The sequence below is a fragment of the Tardiphaga sp. genome (assembly GCF_041424195.1).
Lineage (GTDB): Bacteria > Pseudomonadota > Alphaproteobacteria > Rhizobiales > Xanthobacteraceae > Tardiphaga.
Map to the genome: position 1 here is coordinate 75,017 of NZ_JBGMOE010000034.1, position 18,751 is coordinate 93,767.

17 protein-coding genes are annotated in these 18,751 nt (G+C 61.9%); 8 read left to right on the top strand and 9 right to left on the bottom strand.

Annotated elements, in window-relative coordinates:
• The first annotated feature begins 9 nt into the window (after positions 1-9).
• The 5 genes from ACEK02_RS04825 (at position 10) to ACEK02_RS04845 (ending at position 3,217) form a co-directional block, all read left to right on the top strand.
• On the top strand, positions 10-258 hold the full coding sequence (locus ACEK02_RS04825; RefSeq protein WP_371420655.1) for a sulfurtransferase TusA family protein: 249 nt from the start codon (positions 10-12) through the stop codon (positions 256-258).
• Positions 259-455: 197 nt separating this feature from the next.
• Positions 456-2,111: an OFA family MFS transporter gene (locus ACEK02_RS04830; protein WP_371420656.1), complete on the top strand. Its 1,656-nt coding sequence runs from the start codon at positions 456-458 to the stop codon at positions 2,109-2,111.
• An 86-nt stretch (positions 2,112-2,197) separates the two neighbouring features.
• Positions 2,198-2,461: a hypothetical protein gene (locus ACEK02_RS04835; protein ID WP_371420657.1), complete on the top strand. Its 264-nt coding sequence runs from the start codon at positions 2,198-2,200 to the stop codon at positions 2,459-2,461.
• A gap of 274 nt (positions 2,462-2,735) precedes the next feature.
• Positions 2,736-3,032 (top strand): hypothetical protein, encoded by a 297-nt coding sequence (locus tag ACEK02_RS04840; RefSeq protein WP_371420658.1) that lies wholly within the window; start codon positions 2,736-2,738, stop codon positions 3,030-3,032.
• A complete protein-coding gene (locus ACEK02_RS04845; protein ID WP_371420659.1) occupies positions 3,029-3,217 on the top strand; it encodes a hypothetical protein in 189 nt (62 codons plus the stop codon). The genes ACEK02_RS04840 and ACEK02_RS04845 overlap by 4 nt, the downstream gene beginning before the upstream one ends.
• Here the strand turns inward: ACEK02_RS04845 and dapA are convergent.
• Positions 3,214-4,188, bottom strand: coding sequence for a 4-hydroxy-tetrahydrodipicolinate synthase (dapA, locus tag ACEK02_RS04850; protein ID WP_371420660.1), 975 nt, complete (start codon positions 4,186-4,188; stop codon positions 3,214-3,216). The genes ACEK02_RS04845 and dapA overlap by 4 nt on opposite strands.
• A 10-nt stretch (positions 4,189-4,198) precedes the next feature.
• The gene (locus ACEK02_RS04855) at positions 4,199-4,468 is read right to left on the bottom strand and encodes a hypothetical protein (protein ID WP_371420661.1); all 270 of its coding nucleotides are present in this window, start codon (positions 4,466-4,468) and stop codon (positions 4,199-4,201) included.
• 184 nt (positions 4,469-4,652) lie between these two features.
• Between ACEK02_RS04855 and ACEK02_RS04860 the strand changes: the two genes are divergently transcribed.
• Positions 4,653-4,943 carry a DUF6496 domain-containing protein gene (locus ACEK02_RS04860; RefSeq protein WP_371420662.1) on the top strand — a complete coding sequence of 97 codons (291 nt, stop codon included), beginning with the start codon at positions 4,653-4,655 and terminating at the stop codon, positions 4,941-4,943.
• 30 nt (positions 4,944-4,973) lie between these two features.
• Here the strand turns inward: ACEK02_RS04860 and ACEK02_RS04865 are convergent, their stop codons facing one another.
• The gene (locus tag ACEK02_RS04865; protein ID WP_371420663.1) at positions 4,974-5,228 is read right to left on the bottom strand and encodes a hypothetical protein; all 255 of its coding nucleotides are present in this window, start codon (positions 5,226-5,228) and stop codon (positions 4,974-4,976) included.
• A gap of 4 nt (positions 5,229-5,232) precedes the next feature.
• Positions 5,233-6,117, bottom strand: a complete 885-nt coding sequence (locus tag ACEK02_RS04870; protein WP_371420664.1) for a Ku protein — start codon at positions 6,115-6,117, stop codon at positions 5,233-5,235.
• A 143-nt stretch (positions 6,118-6,260) separates the two neighbouring features.
• Here ACEK02_RS04870 and ligD point away from each other — a divergent pair, with 143 nt between their 5' ends.
• Positions 6,261-8,963: a DNA ligase D gene (gene ligD / locus ACEK02_RS04875; RefSeq protein WP_371420665.1), complete on the top strand. Its 2,703-nt coding sequence runs from the start codon at positions 6,261-6,263 to the stop codon at positions 8,961-8,963.
• Between the two features lie 144 nt (positions 8,964-9,107).
• Here the strand turns inward: ligD and ACEK02_RS04880 are convergent, their stop codons facing one another.
• Positions 9,108-9,272 (bottom strand): DUF3309 family protein, encoded by a 165-nt coding sequence (locus tag ACEK02_RS04880; RefSeq protein WP_081422059.1) that lies wholly within the window; start codon positions 9,270-9,272, stop codon positions 9,108-9,110.
• Positions 9,273-9,426: 154 nt separating this feature from the next.
• Between ACEK02_RS04880 and ACEK02_RS04885 the strand changes: the two genes are divergently transcribed.
• Entirely contained in the window at positions 9,427-9,738 is a 312-nt protein-coding gene (locus ACEK02_RS04885; RefSeq protein ID WP_371420666.1) for a polyhydroxyalkanoic acid system family protein, read from the top strand.
• A gap of 232 nt (positions 9,739-9,970) precedes the next feature.
• Here ACEK02_RS04885 and treY read toward each other — a convergent pair whose 3' ends face one another.
• The 4 genes from treY to glgB are packed head-to-tail and all read right to left on the bottom strand — an operon-like array spanning position 9,971 to position 18,749.
• A complete protein-coding gene (treY, locus tag ACEK02_RS04890; RefSeq protein ID WP_371420667.1) occupies positions 9,971-12,763 on the bottom strand; it encodes a malto-oligosyltrehalose synthase in 2,793 nt (930 codons plus the stop codon).
• Positions 12,763-14,529 carry a malto-oligosyltrehalose trehalohydrolase gene (treZ, locus tag ACEK02_RS04895; protein ID WP_371420668.1) on the bottom strand — a complete coding sequence of 589 codons (1,767 nt, stop codon included), beginning with the start codon at positions 14,527-14,529 and terminating at the stop codon, positions 12,763-12,765. The genes treY and treZ overlap by 1 nt, the downstream gene beginning before the upstream one ends.
• Entirely contained in the window at positions 14,526-16,604 is a 2,079-nt protein-coding gene (glgX, locus tag ACEK02_RS04900) for a glycogen debranching protein GlgX (protein ID WP_371420669.1), read from the bottom strand. Before glgX ends, treZ begins: the two co-directional genes overlap by 4 nt.
• A 3-nt stretch (positions 16,605-16,607) precedes the next feature.
• The gene (gene glgB / locus ACEK02_RS04905; RefSeq protein WP_371420698.1) at positions 16,608-18,749 is read right to left on the bottom strand and encodes a 1,4-alpha-glucan branching protein GlgB; all 2,142 of its coding nucleotides are present in this window, start codon (positions 18,747-18,749) and stop codon (positions 16,608-16,610) included.
• Between the last annotated feature and the right edge of the window lie 2 nt (positions 18,750-18,751).

The following is an 18,751-nucleotide window of genomic DNA, read 5'->3' on the forward strand; positions in this document are numbered from 1 at the left end:
AACCCCACGATGGCCCTCACCAAGCTCGACCTGACAGGATTGAAATGCCCGTTGCCGGCGCTGATGACGCGCAAGGCGATGAAGGCACTGTCGGTCGGTGATCGGCTTGAAGTTCACTGCACGGACCCCCTCGCAGTGATCGACATCCCTGCTCTGATCCAACAGAGCGGTGATCAGATCGAGACGTCTGAACGCAGCGGCGATGTGATGATCTTCTTTATCGAGAAACGAAATGCTGCGATTGCAAATCGCGATTGAGTTGCTGCGATGCAGTGGAAATCATTGAGAAATTTTCGCTCCTGATACCTTTGGACTATCGACTCCCGCAGTCGCTTCTGGCCCATTCTCATTGAGTGCGCGCGCTTGAATCTTTTCTGCGCGCTGCAGGGGAATTGACGACGCGACTTTTTCAAATCGCTGATCGGCTCAGAAGGGTCGGCTGCAGGGGGGATTTCATGACAAGTGTTGGCAACGCCGGAATACTGTCTGGCACCAAGCCAGGATTGCTGGAACGCGAACGCATCATTGCGACCGCCGGCTTCAACCGGTGGCTGGTTCCACCTGCTGCCCTCTGTATCCATCTCTGTATCGGCATGGCCTACGGCTTCAGCGTGTTCTGGCTGCCGCTGTCGCAGGCGATCACGACACCTGCGTCGAAAGACGTGTGCGACGGCATGAGCCTCGCCACTGAACTCTTCACCACCACCTGCAACTGGAAGGTCGCCAGCCTCGGCTGGATGTACACACTATTCTTCGTGCTGCTCGGCGTCTCTGCCGCGATCTGGGGCGGCTGGCTCGAGCGCGTCGGTCCGCGCAAGGCCGGCTTCGTCTCGGCCATGTGCTGGTGCGGCGGTCTCGTGCTCGGTTCGATCGGCGTCTACACGCATCAGCTCTGGCTGTTGTGGATCGGCTCCGGTGTGATCGGCGGTATCGGTCTCGGTCTCGGCTACATTTCGCCGGTGTCGACGCTGGTGAAGTGGTTCCCAGATCGTCGCGGCATGGCGACGGGCATGGCGATCATGGGCTTCGGCGGTGGCGCGATGATCGGCTCGCCGCTGGCCAATCTCTTGATGAACTATTTCAAGACCCCGACCGATGTCGGCGTCTGGCAGACCTTCCTCGCCATGGGCGTGATCTATTTCGTGTTCATGATGATCGGCGCGTTCTCCTATCGCATCACGCCGCCGAACTGGAAGCCTGATGGCTGGACCGCTCCGGCGACAGCGAATGCCATGATCACCACCGGTCACGTGCATCTCGACAATGCACACAAGACCAGGCAGTTCTGGCTGATCTGGGGCGTGCTCTGTCTGAACGTGTCTGCCGGCATCGGCGTCATCGGCATGGCCTCGCCAATGCTGCAGGAAATCTTCGCCGGCAAGCTGATCGGCCTGCCCGATGTCTCATTCAGCCAGCTCTCGGCCACGCAAAAGACCGCCATCGCCGGCATCGCCGCTGGCTTCGCGGGTCTGCTGTCGCTGTTCAACATCGCTGGCCGCTTCTTCTGGGCGTCGCTGTCGGACAAGCTCGGTCGCAAGAACACGTATTATACGTTCTTCATCCTCGGCATCGTTCTCTACGCATTGGTGCCGACGCTGGCGGCGATGGGCAGCAAGGTCCTCTTCGTGCTGGCCTTCGGCGTCATCCTCTCGATGTATGGCGGCGGCTTCGCCACGATCCCGGCCTATCTCGCAGATATCTTCGGCACCCAGTTCGTCGGCGCTATCCACGGCCGGTTGCTGACGGCCTGGGCGACGGCGGGCATCGTCGGTCCTGTGGTGGTGAACTACATCCGCGAATTCCAGATCGCCGCCGGCGTGCCGCGGGCGCAGGTCTATGACTTTACGATGTACATCCTTGCCGGCATGCTGGTGCTCGGCCTGATCTGCAACATGCTGGTGAGGCCGCTGGCGCCGCATTGGTTCATGAAGCCCGACGAAGTCGCGGCGCTGCAGGCCAGGGGCGCTGCGGCGTCGACTGGCGGCGGCTCCTATGGCATCGGCAAGGGTGGTTTCGACGCCAGCGCCATCGCCTTCTGGGCCTTTGTCGGCATCCCGTTGTGCTGGGGCGTCTGGCTCACATTGCAGAGCGCGGTCAAGATCTTCCAGTAAGGCTTTGCGGGACCGGCGGCGCAAGCTTCCGGTCCTGTTTCACATCTGACGATCAATCTTCAAAACAAGCACATTCGGGGATAACGATGACACGCATCACCACGGGCCTCGTGGCCGCCTTGTTCGTAGTAACTTCAATCGGCGTTGCCTCGGCGCAGGCGCCCGCGACGCCAGCGGCATCTGCCACACCCGCCAAGATGAAGCTGAACAAGCAGAGCCTCAAGGAAATGAAGGCGAAGTGGAGCGCCAACAAGGGCAAGCTCAAGGCCTGCCGCAAGGACGTGAAGGTCAAGGGCCTCGCTGGCGACGACCGCTGGTTTTATATCGAAGACTGTATGGCCAGGAGCTGAGGCGCTAGCAAGAGTTGAGACGCAGGATGGGTAGAGTGCAGGCGCGTAGCGCCGGAGCGAAACCCATCGCTTTTGCATATGCGGCGAGGGTTTTCGCGTAGACGCACTACCCATCCGACGGGTGCTGAGCCCGGTCACCGCGGCCGCTTCCATCTTTATGCCGCGCCTATGAACAGGCGCGGCTGCCCGTCTCGATTTCATATGGCGATGTCCGCATCTTCCCACCATCCCGACGCGCTCATGCGCCAGGGAGTTGAGAAGACGGACAACGACCATGACGATGTTCTACAATCGCGATACGCAGCTGCACGATCTCTCGGCCGATAGCGCTTATCGCAGCTACCTCATCAGCCGCAACCAGGCCCCGATCGTCTATCACTCCGGTGATATCCAGTGGAAGCGGCTCTGCGTCGCCGCGCGATTGACGCGTAACCACATCAAGGGTTTTTTCGCCGCCATTCACATGGCGCTGGTCGCCGACAAGATGCGCCGCGCGCGGCGTGAGCTGGCGCGCGTCCGCGTCCGTGCCACTGATACGCCGGTGCTTCCGGATCGCCGGAGCGTGCCATGAGGAAAGACCGTTCTGCAGCGCTGTTCGCGCGCATCGCCTCCTATGCGACCATCATGCCGGGCATTCTCGCCCGGCTTTGGCGTTTTGTCATTGGACCTGCGGTCTATCGGCCGGCCGCACATTACATGCGCGGACCCGGCCCGAAATGTCGCGAGAAGAGCGAGCGGACGCGCCCCCAGTCCTAGCGCACGCGGCGCAGGGGCGGCGCGTCGTCAGGCTGCGCCCATATCGCTTCCATCGCGGCGTAGACCTGCTGCTGCTCGGTCTCTGTGAGCTCCGTCAGCGGCAGGCGCACGGCAGCATTCCCCAGGCCCCGCAGGCTCAATGCAAATTTCACCGCTGCTGCTGCCTGATCCGACGGCAGGACGTCGGCGAGCGGTGCCAGCATGTCGGAAATGGTTGTCGCATAGCGCGGGCATCCCTGGCGGGCCGCGTAATACATGCCGCGGCAGAGCTGCGGCGCCATATTGGCCATCGCGGAGACAACGCCGTCGCCGCCGAGCAGCAGATAGGGCAGGGCTGCGGCGTCCTGTCCCGTCAGCATCCGGAAACCTGCCGGCAGCAGTGGCCGCAATCGCGCCAGTCGCCCGGCGTCACCGGTGTCGTCGCGCAGGCCTATCAGTCGTGGCGAGGCGGCGAGACCGATGAGCGTGTCGTCGGTCAGCGCACGGGCACAGCGCGACGGTGCATCATGCACAATGACCGGCAGCAATGTCGCCTTCAGGATCGCATGGAAATGCGCTGCGATGCCATCTGCCGTCGGGCGGTTGTAATACGGTACGACCGACATGACGGCATTGGCGCCGGCGGCCCGTGCCAGCCGCGTCGATTCGATGGCGCGACTGGTACAGTTCGATCCCGCGCCGGCAATGATGTGGATGCGCCCTCGGGCGACGCCGGCGGCAGTCCGGATCAGCGTGGCGCGCTCGTTCGAGGTGAGCGTGTCAGACTCGCCAATAGTTCCTCCGACCACGATGGCACTCGCGCCGGCACAAAACTGTCGCTCGCATAACCGCGCGAAAGTGAGGAGATCGAGTGCGCCATGCGCATCGAACGGCGTCGGCACGTCAGCGATGATGCCATGCAACCAGTCATTGGTGTGACGGGAGGCATGAGCTTGCGGGAGGGCATGGGCCCGAAGGGCAACTGCGGACATGGTGAGAAGCTCAGGCGACGCGCCGTTGTTGCAACAGTCCGACAGAGGTTGCTGCCGTGACCGGCACGGCACTCATATCGAGCTCGATGAGGCCCGCCGTCTCGATGATAGTTTCGGGGTGATGGCCGTTTTCGAACAGCGCGTAGCGCACGGCATTCGCGCGACTCACGAACAACCCGCCGAACAGGCCGTTCTGCTCCTGCGCGACCCACTGGCCGCGGCGGTTCTTGCCGATGAAAATGAGGGATGAGCTACACGAGGGAGGTTCGATGGTGATCACTTGCAGTCTCCAGTTCATTCGCTTGAGCGAATGTCTGCAAGATGATCGGCGGACCGTTTGAAAACGAGATGAGCGGTGGTACCGCGTTATAGGGATTTCATAAGTCCTTCGGTTCGCACATCACTCCTGCGGAACCATCATTCGCGGCGACGATTGAACATTTCGATCATAATGGGAGCATGGAATGGCGAAATATTCCAAGAAGGCGGCCGCGAAGGTCGCGCGGGCCATGAAGAAGCGCAAGACCGGCACATTGCGAAGCGGCGGCTCGGGCAAGAAGGTGACCAGCAAGAAGCAGGCGATCGCGATTGGCCTGTCTGAAGCCCGCGCCGAAGGCCGGAAAGTGCCAAAGGCGCCGAAGAAAAAGGCCGCGACTAAAAAGACAACGAAGAAGGTGGCCAGGAAAACCGTGAAGAAGGCCGCGAAAAAGACGGCAAAGAGAGCAGCGAAAAAGTCCAGAAAGAAGAACGGCTGATTGGTTTCAGGCTTGAGGCGACACTGCAGATCACTTGGTCTGCAGTGTCGCTTTCAGCAGATGATTCTTGCATTCGTCTTCCTTGCCTTCCACCATTGCTTCGCTGGCAAGACCGATTTCGTCCGACGCCGTTTTCTTCTGCTTGCTGCTGTCAGGCATCTTGGCGATGGCCTCGGCGACGAAGCCGATGTTCGAGGCATTGCATTCCCGGGTCTGCAGTTGTTGCGCATCGGCAGTCACGGCAAGTGTCGCCGTCAGAATGAGAGCTATTGCAACGGGCTTCATGCGGTCAACTTGCCTTGCGGTGCCGTGCGGATGACCGCGCGGTCTTCTTGGCGGGCCGTTTACGCGCCACATGCGGCCGTGTGGCCGAGACACGCTTGCTCGGCGTTTTGCCACCCTTGAGGCTCGCCTTTAGCGCATCCATCAGATTGATGACATTATCCGGCTTGTCTTCCTTCTCGACCACCTTCACCGGCTTGCCGGCAGCCTTGCGCTTCACCAGCGTCTTCAGCGCGGTTTCATATTCGTCCTTGAACTCGGTCGGATCGAAATGTGAAGCCTTGCTGTCGAGGATATGTATTGCGAGGTCGATCATGTCCTTGGAGATCTTCGGGCTCTTGATGCCGTCGAAATAGTCCTCCTCGTCGCGTATCTCATAGGGGAATCGCAGCGTGGTGCCGAGCAGACCCTTGCCGAGCGGCTCGATGGCGATGATGTGCTCGCGATTGGTCAACACGATGCGGGCCAGTGCCACGCGGTCCTTGTCCTTCATGGCGTCGCGGATCACGGCAAAGGCATCGGCGCCGGCGTCGCCGTCGGGTGCGATGTAATAGGGGGCGTTCAGATAGCGCCGGTCGATCTCGTCGCGCGGCACGAAATTGTCGATGTCGATGGTGTGGTTACTCTCGATCTGCACGGCCTCCAGCTCCTCCTTCTCGATCTCCACATATTCGCCTTTGCTGATCTCGTAGCCGCGGCCCTTCTGTTCCTTTTCAACGACGTCGCCGGTCTCGGCGTCCACCATCTGCTGCTTCAGCCGGTTGCCGGTCTCGCGGTTGATCATGTGGAATTTGGTCTTCTCGACCGTCGTCGCGGCCGGATACAGCGCCACCGGGCAGGTGACGAGCGACAGCTTGAGAGAGCCTTTCCAATAGGCGCGGGGCGGGGCCATACTCGTTCTCCAACTCGATCTACAAATGAAGCACGCAGGCCGCAAAGTATTGCGCTGGCGTGGATTTCCAGGAACTTCAACGGCAGTTGCCGGTTTTGGTTCCGGGCCGGATCATGTGCCCGATGCGTTGAGTGGGGGACGGCGTGGCCGACAAGCAGCTTCAGACCTACCGCCGGAAGCGCGATTTCGCGCAGACGAAAGAGCCGTCGGGCCAGATCGTGGTCGCGCCGGCGAAGCGGCGCCGTTTCGTGATCCAGAAACACGATGCCACCCGGCTGCATTACGACCTGCGGCTGGAGATGGACGGCGTTTTCAAGTCCTGGGCCGTCACCCGCGGTCCGTCCATGGACCCTGCCGACAAGCGCCTCGCTGTCGAGGTCGAGGATCACCCGCTCGATTACGGCGATTTCGAAGGCACCATCCCCAAGGGGCAATATGGCGGCGGCACGGTGCAGCTTTGGGATCGCGGCTATTGGGAGAGCGAGGACCCGGAAAAGGGCTTGAGGAAAGGCGACCTCAAATTCACGCTGGATGGCGAGAAGCTGCATGGCGGCTTCGTGCTGGTGCGCATGAAGCATGACCGCAATGGCGGCAAACGCACCAACTGGTTGCTGATCAAGCACCGCGACGAATTCGTCAGGGAAGGCAAGGCCAACAGGATTCTCGATGACGATATGTCGGTCGCCTCCGGCCGGACCATGCGCGAGATTGCGTCGGGCAAGGGAAAAGCGCCGAAGCCCTTCATGATTGCCAAGACCGCGAGGATCAAGCCGGATGCGGTGTGGGATTCCAGCGAGGGCAGCGCTGCGCAGGCGCGTGCGACGAAAGGCGTGAAGACCAAGGCGGATGTCGGCAAAGGTGCGACGAAGAAGATTGCAGCGAAGAAGGCTGTCACAGGTAAGGCCGCGAGGGTCGCGAAGATGCCCGGATTTGTCGCGCCGCAGCTTTGTGTATCGGTCGATCGTCCACCTTCTGCCGATGGCTGGGCGCATGAGATCAAGTTCGACGGCTATCGTGTGCAGCTTCGTGTCGCGGACGGCGAGGCGACACTGAAGACGCGTAAGGGTCTCGACTGGACGGAGAAATTTCAGGCCATCGCCAGCGAAGCCGCCGGCCTCCCGGATGCCATCATCGATGGCGAGATTGTCGGCCTCGATGCGCACGGCGCACCGGACTTCGCGGCGCTGCAGGCGGCGCTGTCGGATGGCGAGACCGATACGTTGATCTTCTTTGCATTCGATCTGTTGTTCGCCGACGGTGAGGATCTGCGCAAGCTGCCGTTGAGCGCGCGCAAGGAACGGCTTCTTGAGCTTCTCGACAAAGCCCGCCGTGGCCGCAAGGAAAGCCTGATCCGCTATGTCGATCATTTCGACACCGGAGGCGATGCCATCCTGCGATCCGCCTGCAAACTGTCGCTGGAAGGCATTGTCTCCAAGAAGCTCTCGGCATCCTATGTATCCGGCCGTTCGCAAAACTGGACCAAGGCCAAATGCCGGGCCGGCCATGAGGTCGTGATCGGCGGATGGAAGAGCAATGCCGGCAAATTCCGGTCGCTGATGGTCGGCGTCCACAAGGGCGATCATCTGGCCTATGTCGGCGTGGTCGGCACCGGCTTCGGCCAGGACACGGTCAAGCGCATCATGCCAGCGCTGAAAGCAGCGGCGGCAAAGACCAGCCCCTTTGGCGGCAAGGAAACACCACCCGGCGGCCGCGATGTGCACTGGCTGAAGCCCGAACTGGTGGCCGAGATCGAATTCGCAGGTTTCACCGGCGCGGGCATGGTGCGGCAGGCTGCATTCAAGGGGCTGCGGCAGGACAAACCCGCGGACGAGGTCGAGGCCGAAACGCCGAAGAAGACGGAGCTCGCCGAGCCGAAGCCGAAGCGCGGTGCGAAGAAGGCCGCGAAGACGACTGCGAAGAAGGCTGCACCCGCAAGGGCAGCGGTGGGGAATGCTGTCGTCATGGGTGTCTCCATCTCCAAGCCCGACAAGGAGCTGTGGCCCGATGCAGGCGACGACCAGCCCGTCACCAAACACGACCTCGCCACTTATTTCGAAGCGGTCGGCGATTGGATGATGGACTATCTCAAGGGGCGGCCCTGTTCGATTGTACGCGCGCCCGACGGCATCGACGGCCAGCAGTTCTTCCAGCGCCATGCCATGCCGGGAACGTCCAATCTGCTGGAGCTTGTGAAGGTCTCGGGCGACCGCAAGCCCTATCTGCAGATCGACCGCGTCGAGGGCCTCGCAGCCGTCGCGCAGATCGGCGGCCTTGAATTGCACCCGTGGAATTGCGCGCCGGGCGCGCCGGATACGCCTGGACGTCTGGTATTCGACCTCGATCCCGCGCCCGATGTGGAGTTTGCAGCTGTGATGGATGCGGCGCGCGAGATGCGCGAACGGTTGTCTGGTCTCGGCATGGAGAGCTTCTGCAAGACCACCGGCGGCAAGGGCCTGCATGTGGTCGTGCCGCTGTTGTATGGGGCCAAGGACAAGGTGGACTGGAAGACCGCGAAAACCTTTGCGCAGGCCGTGTGCCAGCAGATGGCGAGCGATGACCCCGAGCGCTATCTGCTCAACATGTCGAAGAAGCTACGGGGCGGAAAGATCTTCCTCGATTATCTGCGCAACGACCGCATGGCGACCGCGGTATCTGTGCTGTCACCCCGGGCGCGAAAGGGCGCCACCGTGTCGATGCCGCTGACATGGGCGCAGGTGCGGAGCGATCTCGATCCAAAGCGGTTCACGGTGCGCAGCGTGCCGGCGCTTCTGAAGAAGAGCAAGGCGTGGGCCGGTTACGATGATGTTGCATCGTCGATCAAGGCGGCGATTGGAAAGATGGCCTGACATCTCAGGATAGGTAGAGCGCAGCGAAACCCATCGCCTTCGTGCATGAGAAGATGGGTCTCGCGAAGGCGCTCTACCCATCCTGAGACAAAACGAAAGCGCGCGACCCTTCCGGATCGCGCGCCTTGAAATCAATATTTTCTCTTACAACTTACCAAGCAACAGGAGGATCAGCAGGATCACCACGATGAGGCCGAGACCGCCGCCGCCGTAATAGCCGGTGCCGTAGAACGGACCGCCACCGATACCGCTGAAGCCGCCAAGCAAGGCGATGATCAGGATGATCAGAATAATAGTACCAATAGACATGGATTTCTCCTCAGCCTGGCAGACGGACAAGCCTGCTGCCTTCATGCGATAAAAACGCGCAGGCATCCCCAAGGTTCCATGGTTGAAACTTTGATTGCGACTACCGCCGGACAAAATCGGGCATACAACCGGTGAGCTAACAAAGGATCGTGTGATGTCTGCACCTCTCATCGTCTCCATTCCGCACAGCCTCGGCCGCGAGGAAGCGTCTCGCCGTCTCAGGAATGGCTTGACGCGTGCTGCGTCGAATGTCCCGACGCTGACGGTAGATGAGGAACGTTGGGAGGGGGACCGGATGATCTTCCGTGTCCGCGCCCTGGGGCAGGCTGCGTCCGGCCAGGTGGATGTCGCGGACGATCACGTCAAGGTCGAAGTAGTGCTGCCGTGGTTGCTGCAGCGATTCGCGCAAGTTGCCCAGGCGGCGATCAGATCGCGCGGAAATCTGCTGCTTACAAAAAAGAGTTGATGCGCTGCGAAGCGCTCAAGAGGAATTCCCGCGGTTCTTCAATGTCTTTTGCTTAGCAGCATAGGAAGCCGCCCCTGAGTGTGCAGTGCACGTTCCTTCCGCCATAAACCATTCGCCAATAATTTGATGAAAGGCTTTGAGCACGCGGAGGAAGGGAACCGACCTTTCTCGAGTCGGCACGACATCCGCCAGGCCGTCCGGCCGTTGATCCCGGACGGCCTTGTCGTGTGGGCTATTGCAAACGCGTCGAACGAATGCGTTTCGGCGCGGCATGGGCCTTCACGATCGCCATCGGAAGCTGCCTGAAGAGTTTGGTGACGGAGAGCTCGCTCGCGCCGTTCTTCTGCGATGCACCTTCGACGAGGTAGCCGGGCGCGATCACGGTCGCGTCGAACGCCGTCGCCTCCGGCCAATGGCGCCCGCCTTGCGTTGCTTCGAAAAAGGCGCGCGGGGTCACGACGATGGCGGCGTCGCGCTGATACCGCCGCGCAAAGGCGATGATATGTGCGGCCTGAGGTCCGGTGACTTCAAGCGGTTCGTAATCGCCATCGGTGAAGACGGCTGCCATTGCGGTGCGGCGTTTCAACAGCTCGCGCGTCCAGGCGAGCTTGATGTGGCCATCATTCCAGTTTTGCGCCAGCGCGGCCCAATCCGGCTGCCGCAGTCCCTCCAGCACTTTGGTGCGTTCGGCGAAATCCACCGGTCGGCGGTTGTCCGGATCGACCAGCGAGAAATCCCAGAATTCTGTACCCTGATAGAAGTCCGGCATGCCGGGAATGGTCGCTTTCAGCGTGATCTGGCTGAGCGAATTCAATGCGCCGATGAGCGACGTACGCTTGGCAAACGTCTCGAGCGCCTCGATGAAGTCAGGCGATTGCGCGCGATCGAGAATGCGCTCCAGGAACGTGTGCAGGCCTTTCTCGTAAGCCTCGTTCGGATTGAGCCAGCTCGTCTCCTGCTTGCCTTCACGCGCCGCCTTCAGCGCATAGGCCTGCATCCGTTCGAGGAAGGAACTGTCCGGTCCGTCGAGCGGCCATGCGCCGATCAACGCCTGATACAACATATACTCAAACGCTGCGGAGGGCGTGCGCGCCTCGCCATAGACGACCAGATGCGGCGCATTCAGCACCTTCCAGCGGCTGACCGCACTGGCCCATTCACCGGGCATTTCGGCCAAAGCCAGCAAGCGCGCGCGCGCATCCTCGCCGCGCTTGGTGTCGTGAGTGGCGGTCGAGGTCATGCCATGCGGCCATTCGCGCGCGCGCGTCACCATCATCTCGTGAAACGTGGCGACAGGTATCGCGTTCGCCGCCGGCTCGCCGCCGACTTCATTCAGCGCCAGCAGGCGGTGATAGCGATAGAAGGCGGTGTCTTCGAGTGACTTCGCCATGGTCGGTCCGGTGAATTGCTGCACCTTCAATGCAAAGCGCCGCACGCGCGGCTTGCTGTGCGCAGGGCGGCCGGGCTTCAGCAGGTCAAGCGTCAACGCGTCGCGCAGGAAGTCGAACAGGCCTTCGTCGGTGCCGAACCAGTCGGCGCGCGCCTTCTCGATGGTCGTGGCGATCAGTTGCCGGTCGAGGGCGGACGGGCCGGCGGCGGTGAGATAGGTGCGATAGACCGGGAAATGCAACACATAGAGTTCGAACGCCTGACGCAGCGTGTCGGCGGAGAAGTCGCGTGTCGAATAATGTCCGTTGGCGATCCGCGCCAGGAGGCGCGTCAGCACCGTGAATTCGCTGAGCAGCAGCGTATCGAGCACGCGGCGCTTGGCTTCCATCAGCAGTGGATCGAATTTCGGCGAGGTATTGCTGACCTGCCGCCAGGTTTCGCCCAGCGGCTCCAGGCCCTTTTCCTCGACCAGCACCTGCGTGATGACATTGAGCCATTCATAGCCGGTGGTGCCGTGCACGCCGGCAAAGGGCACCAGTTTCTCATTTTCGCCGAGGATTTTCTCGACCACGATATAGAACGGCTTGGACGAGCGGCCATGCGCCTCGCGGATCAGCCGGCGCAATCGTTGGAAATATTGCGAGGGATCGCGGAGACCGTCGATATGGTCGAGTCGCAGACCCTGCAACTTGTCCTCGGCGATCAGTCGTTTGACCAGCGAGTGGACCGCCTCGAACGTGCCGGCGTCCTCGACGCGCAGCCCGGCCAGCGTGTTGACGTCGAAGAAGCGGCGATAGTTGATCTCGCTGGAGGCGAGGCGCCACTGGCCCAGCTTGTAGTGCTGGCGCTCCAGCAGCATGTGCAGCGCCTGGATCTGTGCCGGCCGATCCGCGCCGGCGCGATAAGCCTCGAGGCCTCTGGAAATGACCTCGGCAGCACCGTCGATGGATGCGAGCTGCCGTTTGAACGCCGGCGCTTCCTGCCGGTTGGGATGGCGCAGGCCGGTATGCTTGGCCGCCAGCTTCAGGATCGCGCGGCCGGCCGCGGTCTCGCCTGCATTTGCCTCCTTGACGATGCTGCGCAGCATCTCGCTGTAGCGCTCCGGCGCGATAGGAAGACGGTGTTCGAAATACCAGGCTGAGAAGCTGCCTTCCCCGGGGTCGTATTTCAGTTCGATCTCGCCATTGTCCAGCGCCTGCCCGTAGGAGGAGCCGATGATCGGCAAGAGCACGCCGCCGCGGGCGCGATAGGGCAGGGTATCCCAGTCGATATCGAACGAGACGGCATGCGGCGAGGCCTGGCCCCATTCCAGCACGTCGAGCCACCACGGATTGTCAGCGAAATGCACGCCCACATGATTGGGGACGAAATCGAGAATCAGGCCGATGTCGTGCGCCTTCAGCGCGGCACTCAGGCGCTCGAAGCCGGCTTCGCCGCCAAGTTCGGGATTGAGCTTGGTGTGATCGACGACGTCATAGCCGTGGGTCGAGCCGGCGCGCGATTTCATGAATGGCGACGCGTAGAGATGCGTGATGCCAAGCGCCTTTAGATAGGGGACTATGCCCGCGGCGGCATCAAAGTCGAAATCCTTGGTCAGCTGAATGCGGTAGGTCGCGACGGGAATCGCAGGCGCCATTATCTATCTCCGATCCGCCATGCGACGGACCACGGCGTCCCCACGCCGGTGGTAGTGTTGCCCCAAATGGTTGTGCCAGTGCTCGGCGGTGCTGCGTTAACGGCCTTATCCGACAGATTGGCCGCGAGATGCAGTCTGCTGCCGTCGCCCATTTTCCAGAATGCCGTGATGAAGCCCTCGTCGGTCGCCTCGGCCTTGCCGAAGCGCGCACCGGCAAGACGCGGCACGATGTGCTGCTTGCGCAGCGCCAGCAGGTTACGCACCAGAGCCAGCCGCTTCCGGCCCGGCTCAGTGTCGCGCTGATCCCAATCGATGAAAGCCGAGCGGAAGGAGCGCTCGTCCAGCGGATCGGGAATCTCGTCGCCGTATTTTTCATAGGCGCTGGCGAATTCCTTCCTGCGACCGTTGCGCACGGCATTGGCGAGATCGCCCTGGAAATCGCAGAAGAATGGGAAGGGCACCTTCGAGCCCCATTCCTCGCCCTGGAACAGCATCGGCACCATCGGCGCCAGCAGCGTGATCGCCAGCGCGGCCTCGATCGCTTCAGGCTTGGCCAGGGCCTCGAGACGGTCGCCGAGTGCGCGGTTGCCGATCTGGTCATGGTTCTGCAGGAAGTTGACGAAACCAGTGGGCGCGAGTTCATGGCTCGGTTCGCCGCGCGGTGCGCCGTCGCGATGCGCCGAAGGCTGGCCCTGATAGGCGAAGCCCGAGCCCAGCGCCCGCACGATGTGATCGAGCGGCTTCGGTGCAAAATCGCTGTAATAGCCCTTGTCCTCGCCGGTGAGCAGCACGTGCCAGGCGTGGTGATAGTCGTCATTCCACTGCGCGCGATATTTGCCGCGCGCCGGGTTGGTGACGGGGTCCAGCAGCGTGGCGCGGTTGTCGTCGTTCTCGAGCACGAGATGGATCAGCCGGCCGGTGTCGGCGGCCAGCTTGCCGACCTCGCGGCTCAGCTCGTGCAGCATCGGGATCTCGCCCTGTTCGGGGATCGCATGCACCGCATCGAGCCGCAGCCCGTCGAAGCGATAATCGCGTAGCCACGCCACGGCATTCTCGATCGCGTAGGCCCGCACCTGCGGCAGGTGATAGTTGATCGCCGATCCCCACGGCGTATCGGCACCGCCGAAGAAATTCGGCGCATAGAGGCCGAGATAATTCCCCTCCGGCCCGAAGTGATTGTAGACGACATCGAGGAACACCATCAGGCCGCGCAGATGGGCCTCGTCGATCAGCGCCTTGAGATCGTCGGGACGGCCGAACATCGCGTCCGGCGCATACCACAGCACGCCGTCATAGCCCCAGTTACGCTTGCCGGCGAAATCCGCCACCGGCATCAGCTCGAACGCGGTGATGCCGGTCGCGACCAGATGATCGAGCTTGTCGATCATAGCACGATAGGTGCCCTCCGGCGTGTAGGTGCCGACATGGGTCTCAATCAGTACGGTCTCTTCCCAGGCCCGGCCGCGCCAGTCGGTCGCGCGCCACGAATAAGTCCTGTGGTCGATCACTTCGGAAGGGCCGGAGATGTCGCCCGGCTGAAAGCGTGAGCCGGGGTCAGGGACGTCGGTCTTTCCGTCGATTCTGAAACGATAGGTCGCGCCGGCTGTCACGCCCGCGATCTCTGCCGCGAACCAGCCGTCTTCGCCGGGCTTCAAGGGATGGGATTGATCGCCGAGCATCACATCGACGCGCTGCGCGGCCGGTGCCCACAATCGGAAGATCGCACCTTTCGCAGTCAACCGCGGCCCGAACGAATGCCCATTCATGCCGGCGTCCCCGCAAAAGCCAGCACCGAGCGCGGAGGCGCGTCGATGTCGGCGCCCGGTGGCAGGATGGCGATGGAGAGGTTGTCATCGGCGGTGTTCAGCACCTGCCGCCAATTCTTGTATTCCGTCATCTTCGGCAGCTTGAAGGCAATGCCTTCGGGCGCCGCATTCAGCACGATAAAGATGGGGTTGGTGTTCTCGCCCGAGGCGCTGAGCACATAAGAAAGAAATCGACCGTCGGGAAATGCCCAGTCCGCTTCCGTCATCTCCTCGGCCGAGGGCGTCAGCCACAGCACGCCATAGGTGCCATCGGCGCGGCGGCCATCGAGCCAGCGCTGCGCGGTGATCTGGGGAAAGCGCTGTCGCAGTTGCGCCATATGGCCGATGAAGGCGGTGAGGTCCTCGTCCTTATCGCCGAGGTTGTCCCAGGTCACCCAGCCGATCTCGTTGTCCTGGCAATAGGCGTTGTTGTTGCCGCCCTGGGTATTGCCGACCTCGTCGCCGGCCAGCAGCAGTGGCACGCCCTGTGCTAGGAAAAGACAGGCAAGCTGGTTTTTGCGCAGCTGCCGGCGAAGTGCCAGCAGTTCGGGATCGTCGGTCGGGCCTTCGACGCCGAAGTTGTTGCTGAGGTTATCCGACGATCCGTCGCGATTGTCCTCGCCATTGGCCTCGTTGTGCTTCTCGTTATAGGCAAACAGATCGGCCAGCGGAAAACCGTCATGCACGGTGACGTGGTTGATGCCGGCGCGCTGCTTGCGGCCGTCATGGTTGAACACGTCGGAGGAGCCGGTCATGCGGCTGGAGACCTCGCCGATCAGCGAGCCCTCGCCGCTCCAGTAGCGGCGCATGGCGCTGCGATATTTGTCGTTCCATTCCGACCACTGCGACGGAAACGCGCCGACCTGGTAGCCGCCCATGCCGAGATCCCAAGGTTCCGCGACCATCTTGACGTTCGCGAGAACAGGATCCTGCCGGATCGCGGTGAGGAAGCCGCTATTGCGATCGAAGCCGTTTGGCCCGCGCGCCAGGGTGGTCGCAAGGTCGAAGCGGAAACCATCCACGTGACACACCTCCACCCAGTAGCGCAGTGAATCCATTACCATCTGCAACACGCGCGGATGCGTAAGGTTCACCGAACTGCCGCAACCGGTGAAGTCGTCATAGAAGCGCGGATTGTCCGGCATCAGCCAGTAATAGGATGCGTTGTCGATGCCGCGATAGGACAACGTGGGACCGAGATGGTTGCCCTCGGCGGTGTGGTTATAGACCACGTCGAGCATCACCTCGATGCCGGCATCGTGCAGACGCGCCACCGTGGTGCGGAACGCATCGAGCGGATTGTCGGCGCCGTAGCGCGCTTCCGGGGCGAAGAAGGAGAGGGTGTTGTAGCCCCAGTAATTCACCAGCTTCATTTCCACCAGCCGGCGGTCATCGACAAAGCTGTGCACGGGCAGCAGCTCGATGGTGGTGACGCCGAGCCGTTTGAGATGATCGATCATCGACGGCGACGAGAGGCCGCGATAGGTGCCGCGTAGCCCTGGCGGTACATCCTTGCGGGTCTGCGTCAGGCCCTTCACATGGGCCTCATAGATGATCGTATCTTCCCAGGGCACGCTCGGGCGCGCTTCCTTGCGCCCCCAGTTGAAGGTCTCGTCGACCACCACAGCCTTCGGCATGCCGCGCGCATTGTCGCGGCGGTCGAAGGACAGGTCCTCGCGGGATGAGCCGGTGCGATAGCCGAAATGCGCGTCGCTCCAGACGAGACGCCCTGCCAGTTTCTTGGCATAGGGGTCGAGCAGCAGCTTATGCGCGTTGAAGCGGTGTCCGTGCTCCGGCTCATAGGGGCCGTGCACGCGATAACCATAGAGCTGGCCCGGCGAGACGTCGTTGAGATAGCCGTGAAAGACGTGCTCGTTATATTCCGGCAGTTCGACGCGCTCGAGCTCGCGGCGTCCCTGGCTGTCGAACAGGCACAGTTCGACCTTACTGGCGTTCGCGGAGAACAAGGCAAAGTTTGTCCCCCGTCCGTCCCAGCTTGCGCCGAGGCGGGAGGGCGTGCCGGCTGATAATCTCATGCTCTAGAGTTCCGGTACGAGAAAGATAGCGGCCAGCGGTGGAATGGTCAGACTGAGTTCGGGCACGAGCCCGGTTGCAATCACTCTGCCTGAATTGCCGACATTGCTGCCGCCGTAATGCGCGGCGTCGGAATTCAGCACCTCGCGCCAAGTGCCGGTAAACGGCACACGGACGCGATAATTGTGATAGACGTTCGGCGAAAAGTTCACCACCACGAGACATTGCGTGCGCGGATTGGCGCCCTTGCGCAGCCAGGCGAAGACGTTGTTGCCGGCGTCGTCGGTGATCATCCACTCGAATCCTGCGGGATCGCAGTCGAGCTCATGCAGTGCCGGCTGGTTGCGATACAGCTCGTTGAGATCGCGGATCAGCGAATGGATGCCGGCATGCCTGTCCTGCTCCAGCAGGTGCCAGTCCAGAGAATGATCGTGATTCCATTCGCGCTCCTGGGCGAACTCGCAGCCCATGAACATCAGCTTCTTGCCGGGATGTCCGAACATGAAGGAATAATAGGCGCGCAGATTGGCGAAGCGCTGCCAGTCGTCGCCGGGCATGCGGCCGAGGATCGAGCGCTTGCCGTGCACCACCTCGTCATGGGACAGCGGCAGCACGAAATTTTCCGAGAACGCATATTGCAGGCCGAACAGGATGTCGCCGTGCTGGTATTTGCGATAGATGGGATCCTTGCTGATATAGTTCAGCGTGTCGTGCATCCAGCCCATATTCCACTTGTAGCCGAAACCGAGGCCGCCGAATTCGACCGGGCGTGACACCTGCGGCCAGGCGGTGGATTCCTCCGCAGCCGTGGTGGCGTGCGGAAATTTGGCGAACACTTCGGTATTGAAGCGGCGCAGGAAGCTGATGGCTTCGATGTTCTCGCGGCCGCCATATTTGTTTGGAATCCAGGCTCCGGCCTCGCGGCTGTAATCGAGATACAGCATCGAGGCGACAGCATCGACGCGCAGACCATCGATGTTGTAGCGCTCCAGCCAGAACAGCGCGTTCGACACCAGGAAGTTTACGACTTCCGTGCGGCCGTAATTATAGATCAGCGTGCCCCAGTCCATGTGCCGGCCCTGCAGCGGGTTGGCATGTTCGTAGAGCGCCGTGCCATCGAAGTTGCCGAGTCCATGCGGGTCATCAGGGAAGTGGCCGGGCACCCAGTCGAGCAGCACGCCGAGCCCTTCGGCGTGGCAGGCGTCGATCAGCAATGCGAATTCTGCCGGCGTGCCGAAGCGGCTGGTCGGCGCAAACATGCCGGTCGGCTGATAGCCCCAGGAGCCGTCGAACGGATGCTCGTTGACGGGCAGGAATTCCACATGGGTGAAGCCGAGATCGCGGGCGTAACGCGGCAGCGTCTCCGCGAGGTCACGGTAAGTCAGCCATTCATTGTCGCCCTTGCGGCGCCATGAGCCGAGATGGACCTCATAGATCGACATCGGCTTGTTGAGCGCGTTGATATCGGCCGGTGCAGGACGCGGATGCGGAATCCTGGTTTCATCGAGCACGATCGAGGCCGTCGAGGGGCGCAGTTCCGCCGCGAACGCCATCGGATCGGACTTCTGCGTCAGCTGGCCATGTGGACCGATGATGTCGAACTTGTAGTGATCTCCGGGGACGGCACCGGGCACGAACAATTCCCAGTAGCCTGGACCGCGCACGCGCATCGGGTGGCGCCGCGCGTCCCAGAAATTGAAGTCGCCGACCACGCTGACGCGCTTCGCATTCGGTGCGAGCACGACAAAGCCGACGCCGCTGACGCCTTCGAGCACCATGGGGTGGGCGCCGAGCTTGTCATAGAGCCGCTGGTGCGTGCCTTCGCCGAGCAGGTAGAGATCGAACTCGCTCAGGATCGGCGGAAAGCGATAGGGATCGTCGAGATCGACGGACTTGTCGCCATAGCGCGCCCGCAATTGATATTTGGTCGAGCCATTGGCCAGTGCGCCGATAAACAGGCCGGCATCATGGACACGCTCCAGCGCCGTGGTGGCACCATGATCGTCAATGGCATCGACATTCACGGCTTCAGGCAGGAAGGCGCGCACAATGATCCGGTCGTCCTCCTTGTGAGGGCCGAGATAGTGAAACGGATCCGAATGGCGACCTTCGACGATCGCGTAAGCCTCCGCGGGTAGATTGGTCATAT

Excerpts from the sequence above, each read along its gene's own strand:
- ACEK02_RS04825 (WP_371420655.1), top strand. The coding sequence starts at position 10 with ATGGCCCTCACCAAGCTCGACCTGACAGGATTGAAATGCCCGTTGCCG.
- ACEK02_RS04830 (WP_371420656.1), top strand. The coding sequence starts at position 456 with ATGACAAGTGTTGGCAACGCCGGAATACTGTCTGGCACCAAGCCAGGA.
- ACEK02_RS04835 (WP_371420657.1), top strand. The coding sequence starts at position 2,198 with ATGACACGCATCACCACGGGCCTCGTGGCCGCCTTGTTCGTAGTAACT.
- ACEK02_RS04840 (WP_371420658.1), top strand. The coding sequence starts at position 2,736 with ATGACGATGTTCTACAATCGCGATACGCAGCTGCACGATCTCTCGGCC.
- ACEK02_RS04845 (WP_371420659.1), top strand. The coding sequence starts at position 3,029 with ATGAGGAAAGACCGTTCTGCAGCGCTGTTCGCGCGCATCGCCTCCTAT.
- dapA (WP_371420660.1), bottom strand. The coding sequence starts at position 4,188 with ATGTCCGCAGTTGCCCTTCGGGCCCATGCCCTCCCGCAAGCTCATGCC.
- ACEK02_RS04860 (WP_371420662.1), top strand. The coding sequence starts at position 4,653 with ATGGCGAAATATTCCAAGAAGGCGGCCGCGAAGGTCGCGCGGGCCATG.
- ACEK02_RS04865 (WP_371420663.1), bottom strand. The coding sequence starts at position 5,228 with ATGAAGCCCGTTGCAATAGCTCTCATTCTGACGGCGACACTTGCCGTG.
- ACEK02_RS04870 (WP_371420664.1), bottom strand. The coding sequence starts at position 6,117 with ATGGCCCCGCCCCGCGCCTATTGGAAAGGCTCTCTCAAGCTGTCGCTC.
- ACEK02_RS04880 (WP_081422059.1), bottom strand. The coding sequence starts at position 9,272 with ATGTCTATTGGTACTATTATTCTGATCATCCTGATCATCGCCTTGCTT.
- ACEK02_RS04885 (WP_371420666.1), top strand. The coding sequence starts at position 9,427 with ATGTCTGCACCTCTCATCGTCTCCATTCCGCACAGCCTCGGCCGCGAG.
- treY (WP_371420667.1), bottom strand. The coding sequence starts at position 12,763 with ATGGCGCCTGCGATTCCCGTCGCGACCTACCGCATTCAGCTGACCAAG.
- treZ (WP_371420668.1), bottom strand. The coding sequence starts at position 14,529 with ATGAATGGGCATTCGTTCGGGCCGCGGTTGACTGCGAAAGGTGCGATC.
- glgX (WP_371420669.1), bottom strand. The coding sequence starts at position 16,604 with ATGAGATTATCAGCCGGCACGCCCTCCCGCCTCGGCGCAAGCTGGGAC.
- glgB (WP_371420698.1), bottom strand. The coding sequence starts at position 18,749 with ATGACCAATCTACCCGCGGAGGCTTACGCGATCGTCGAAGGTCGCCAT.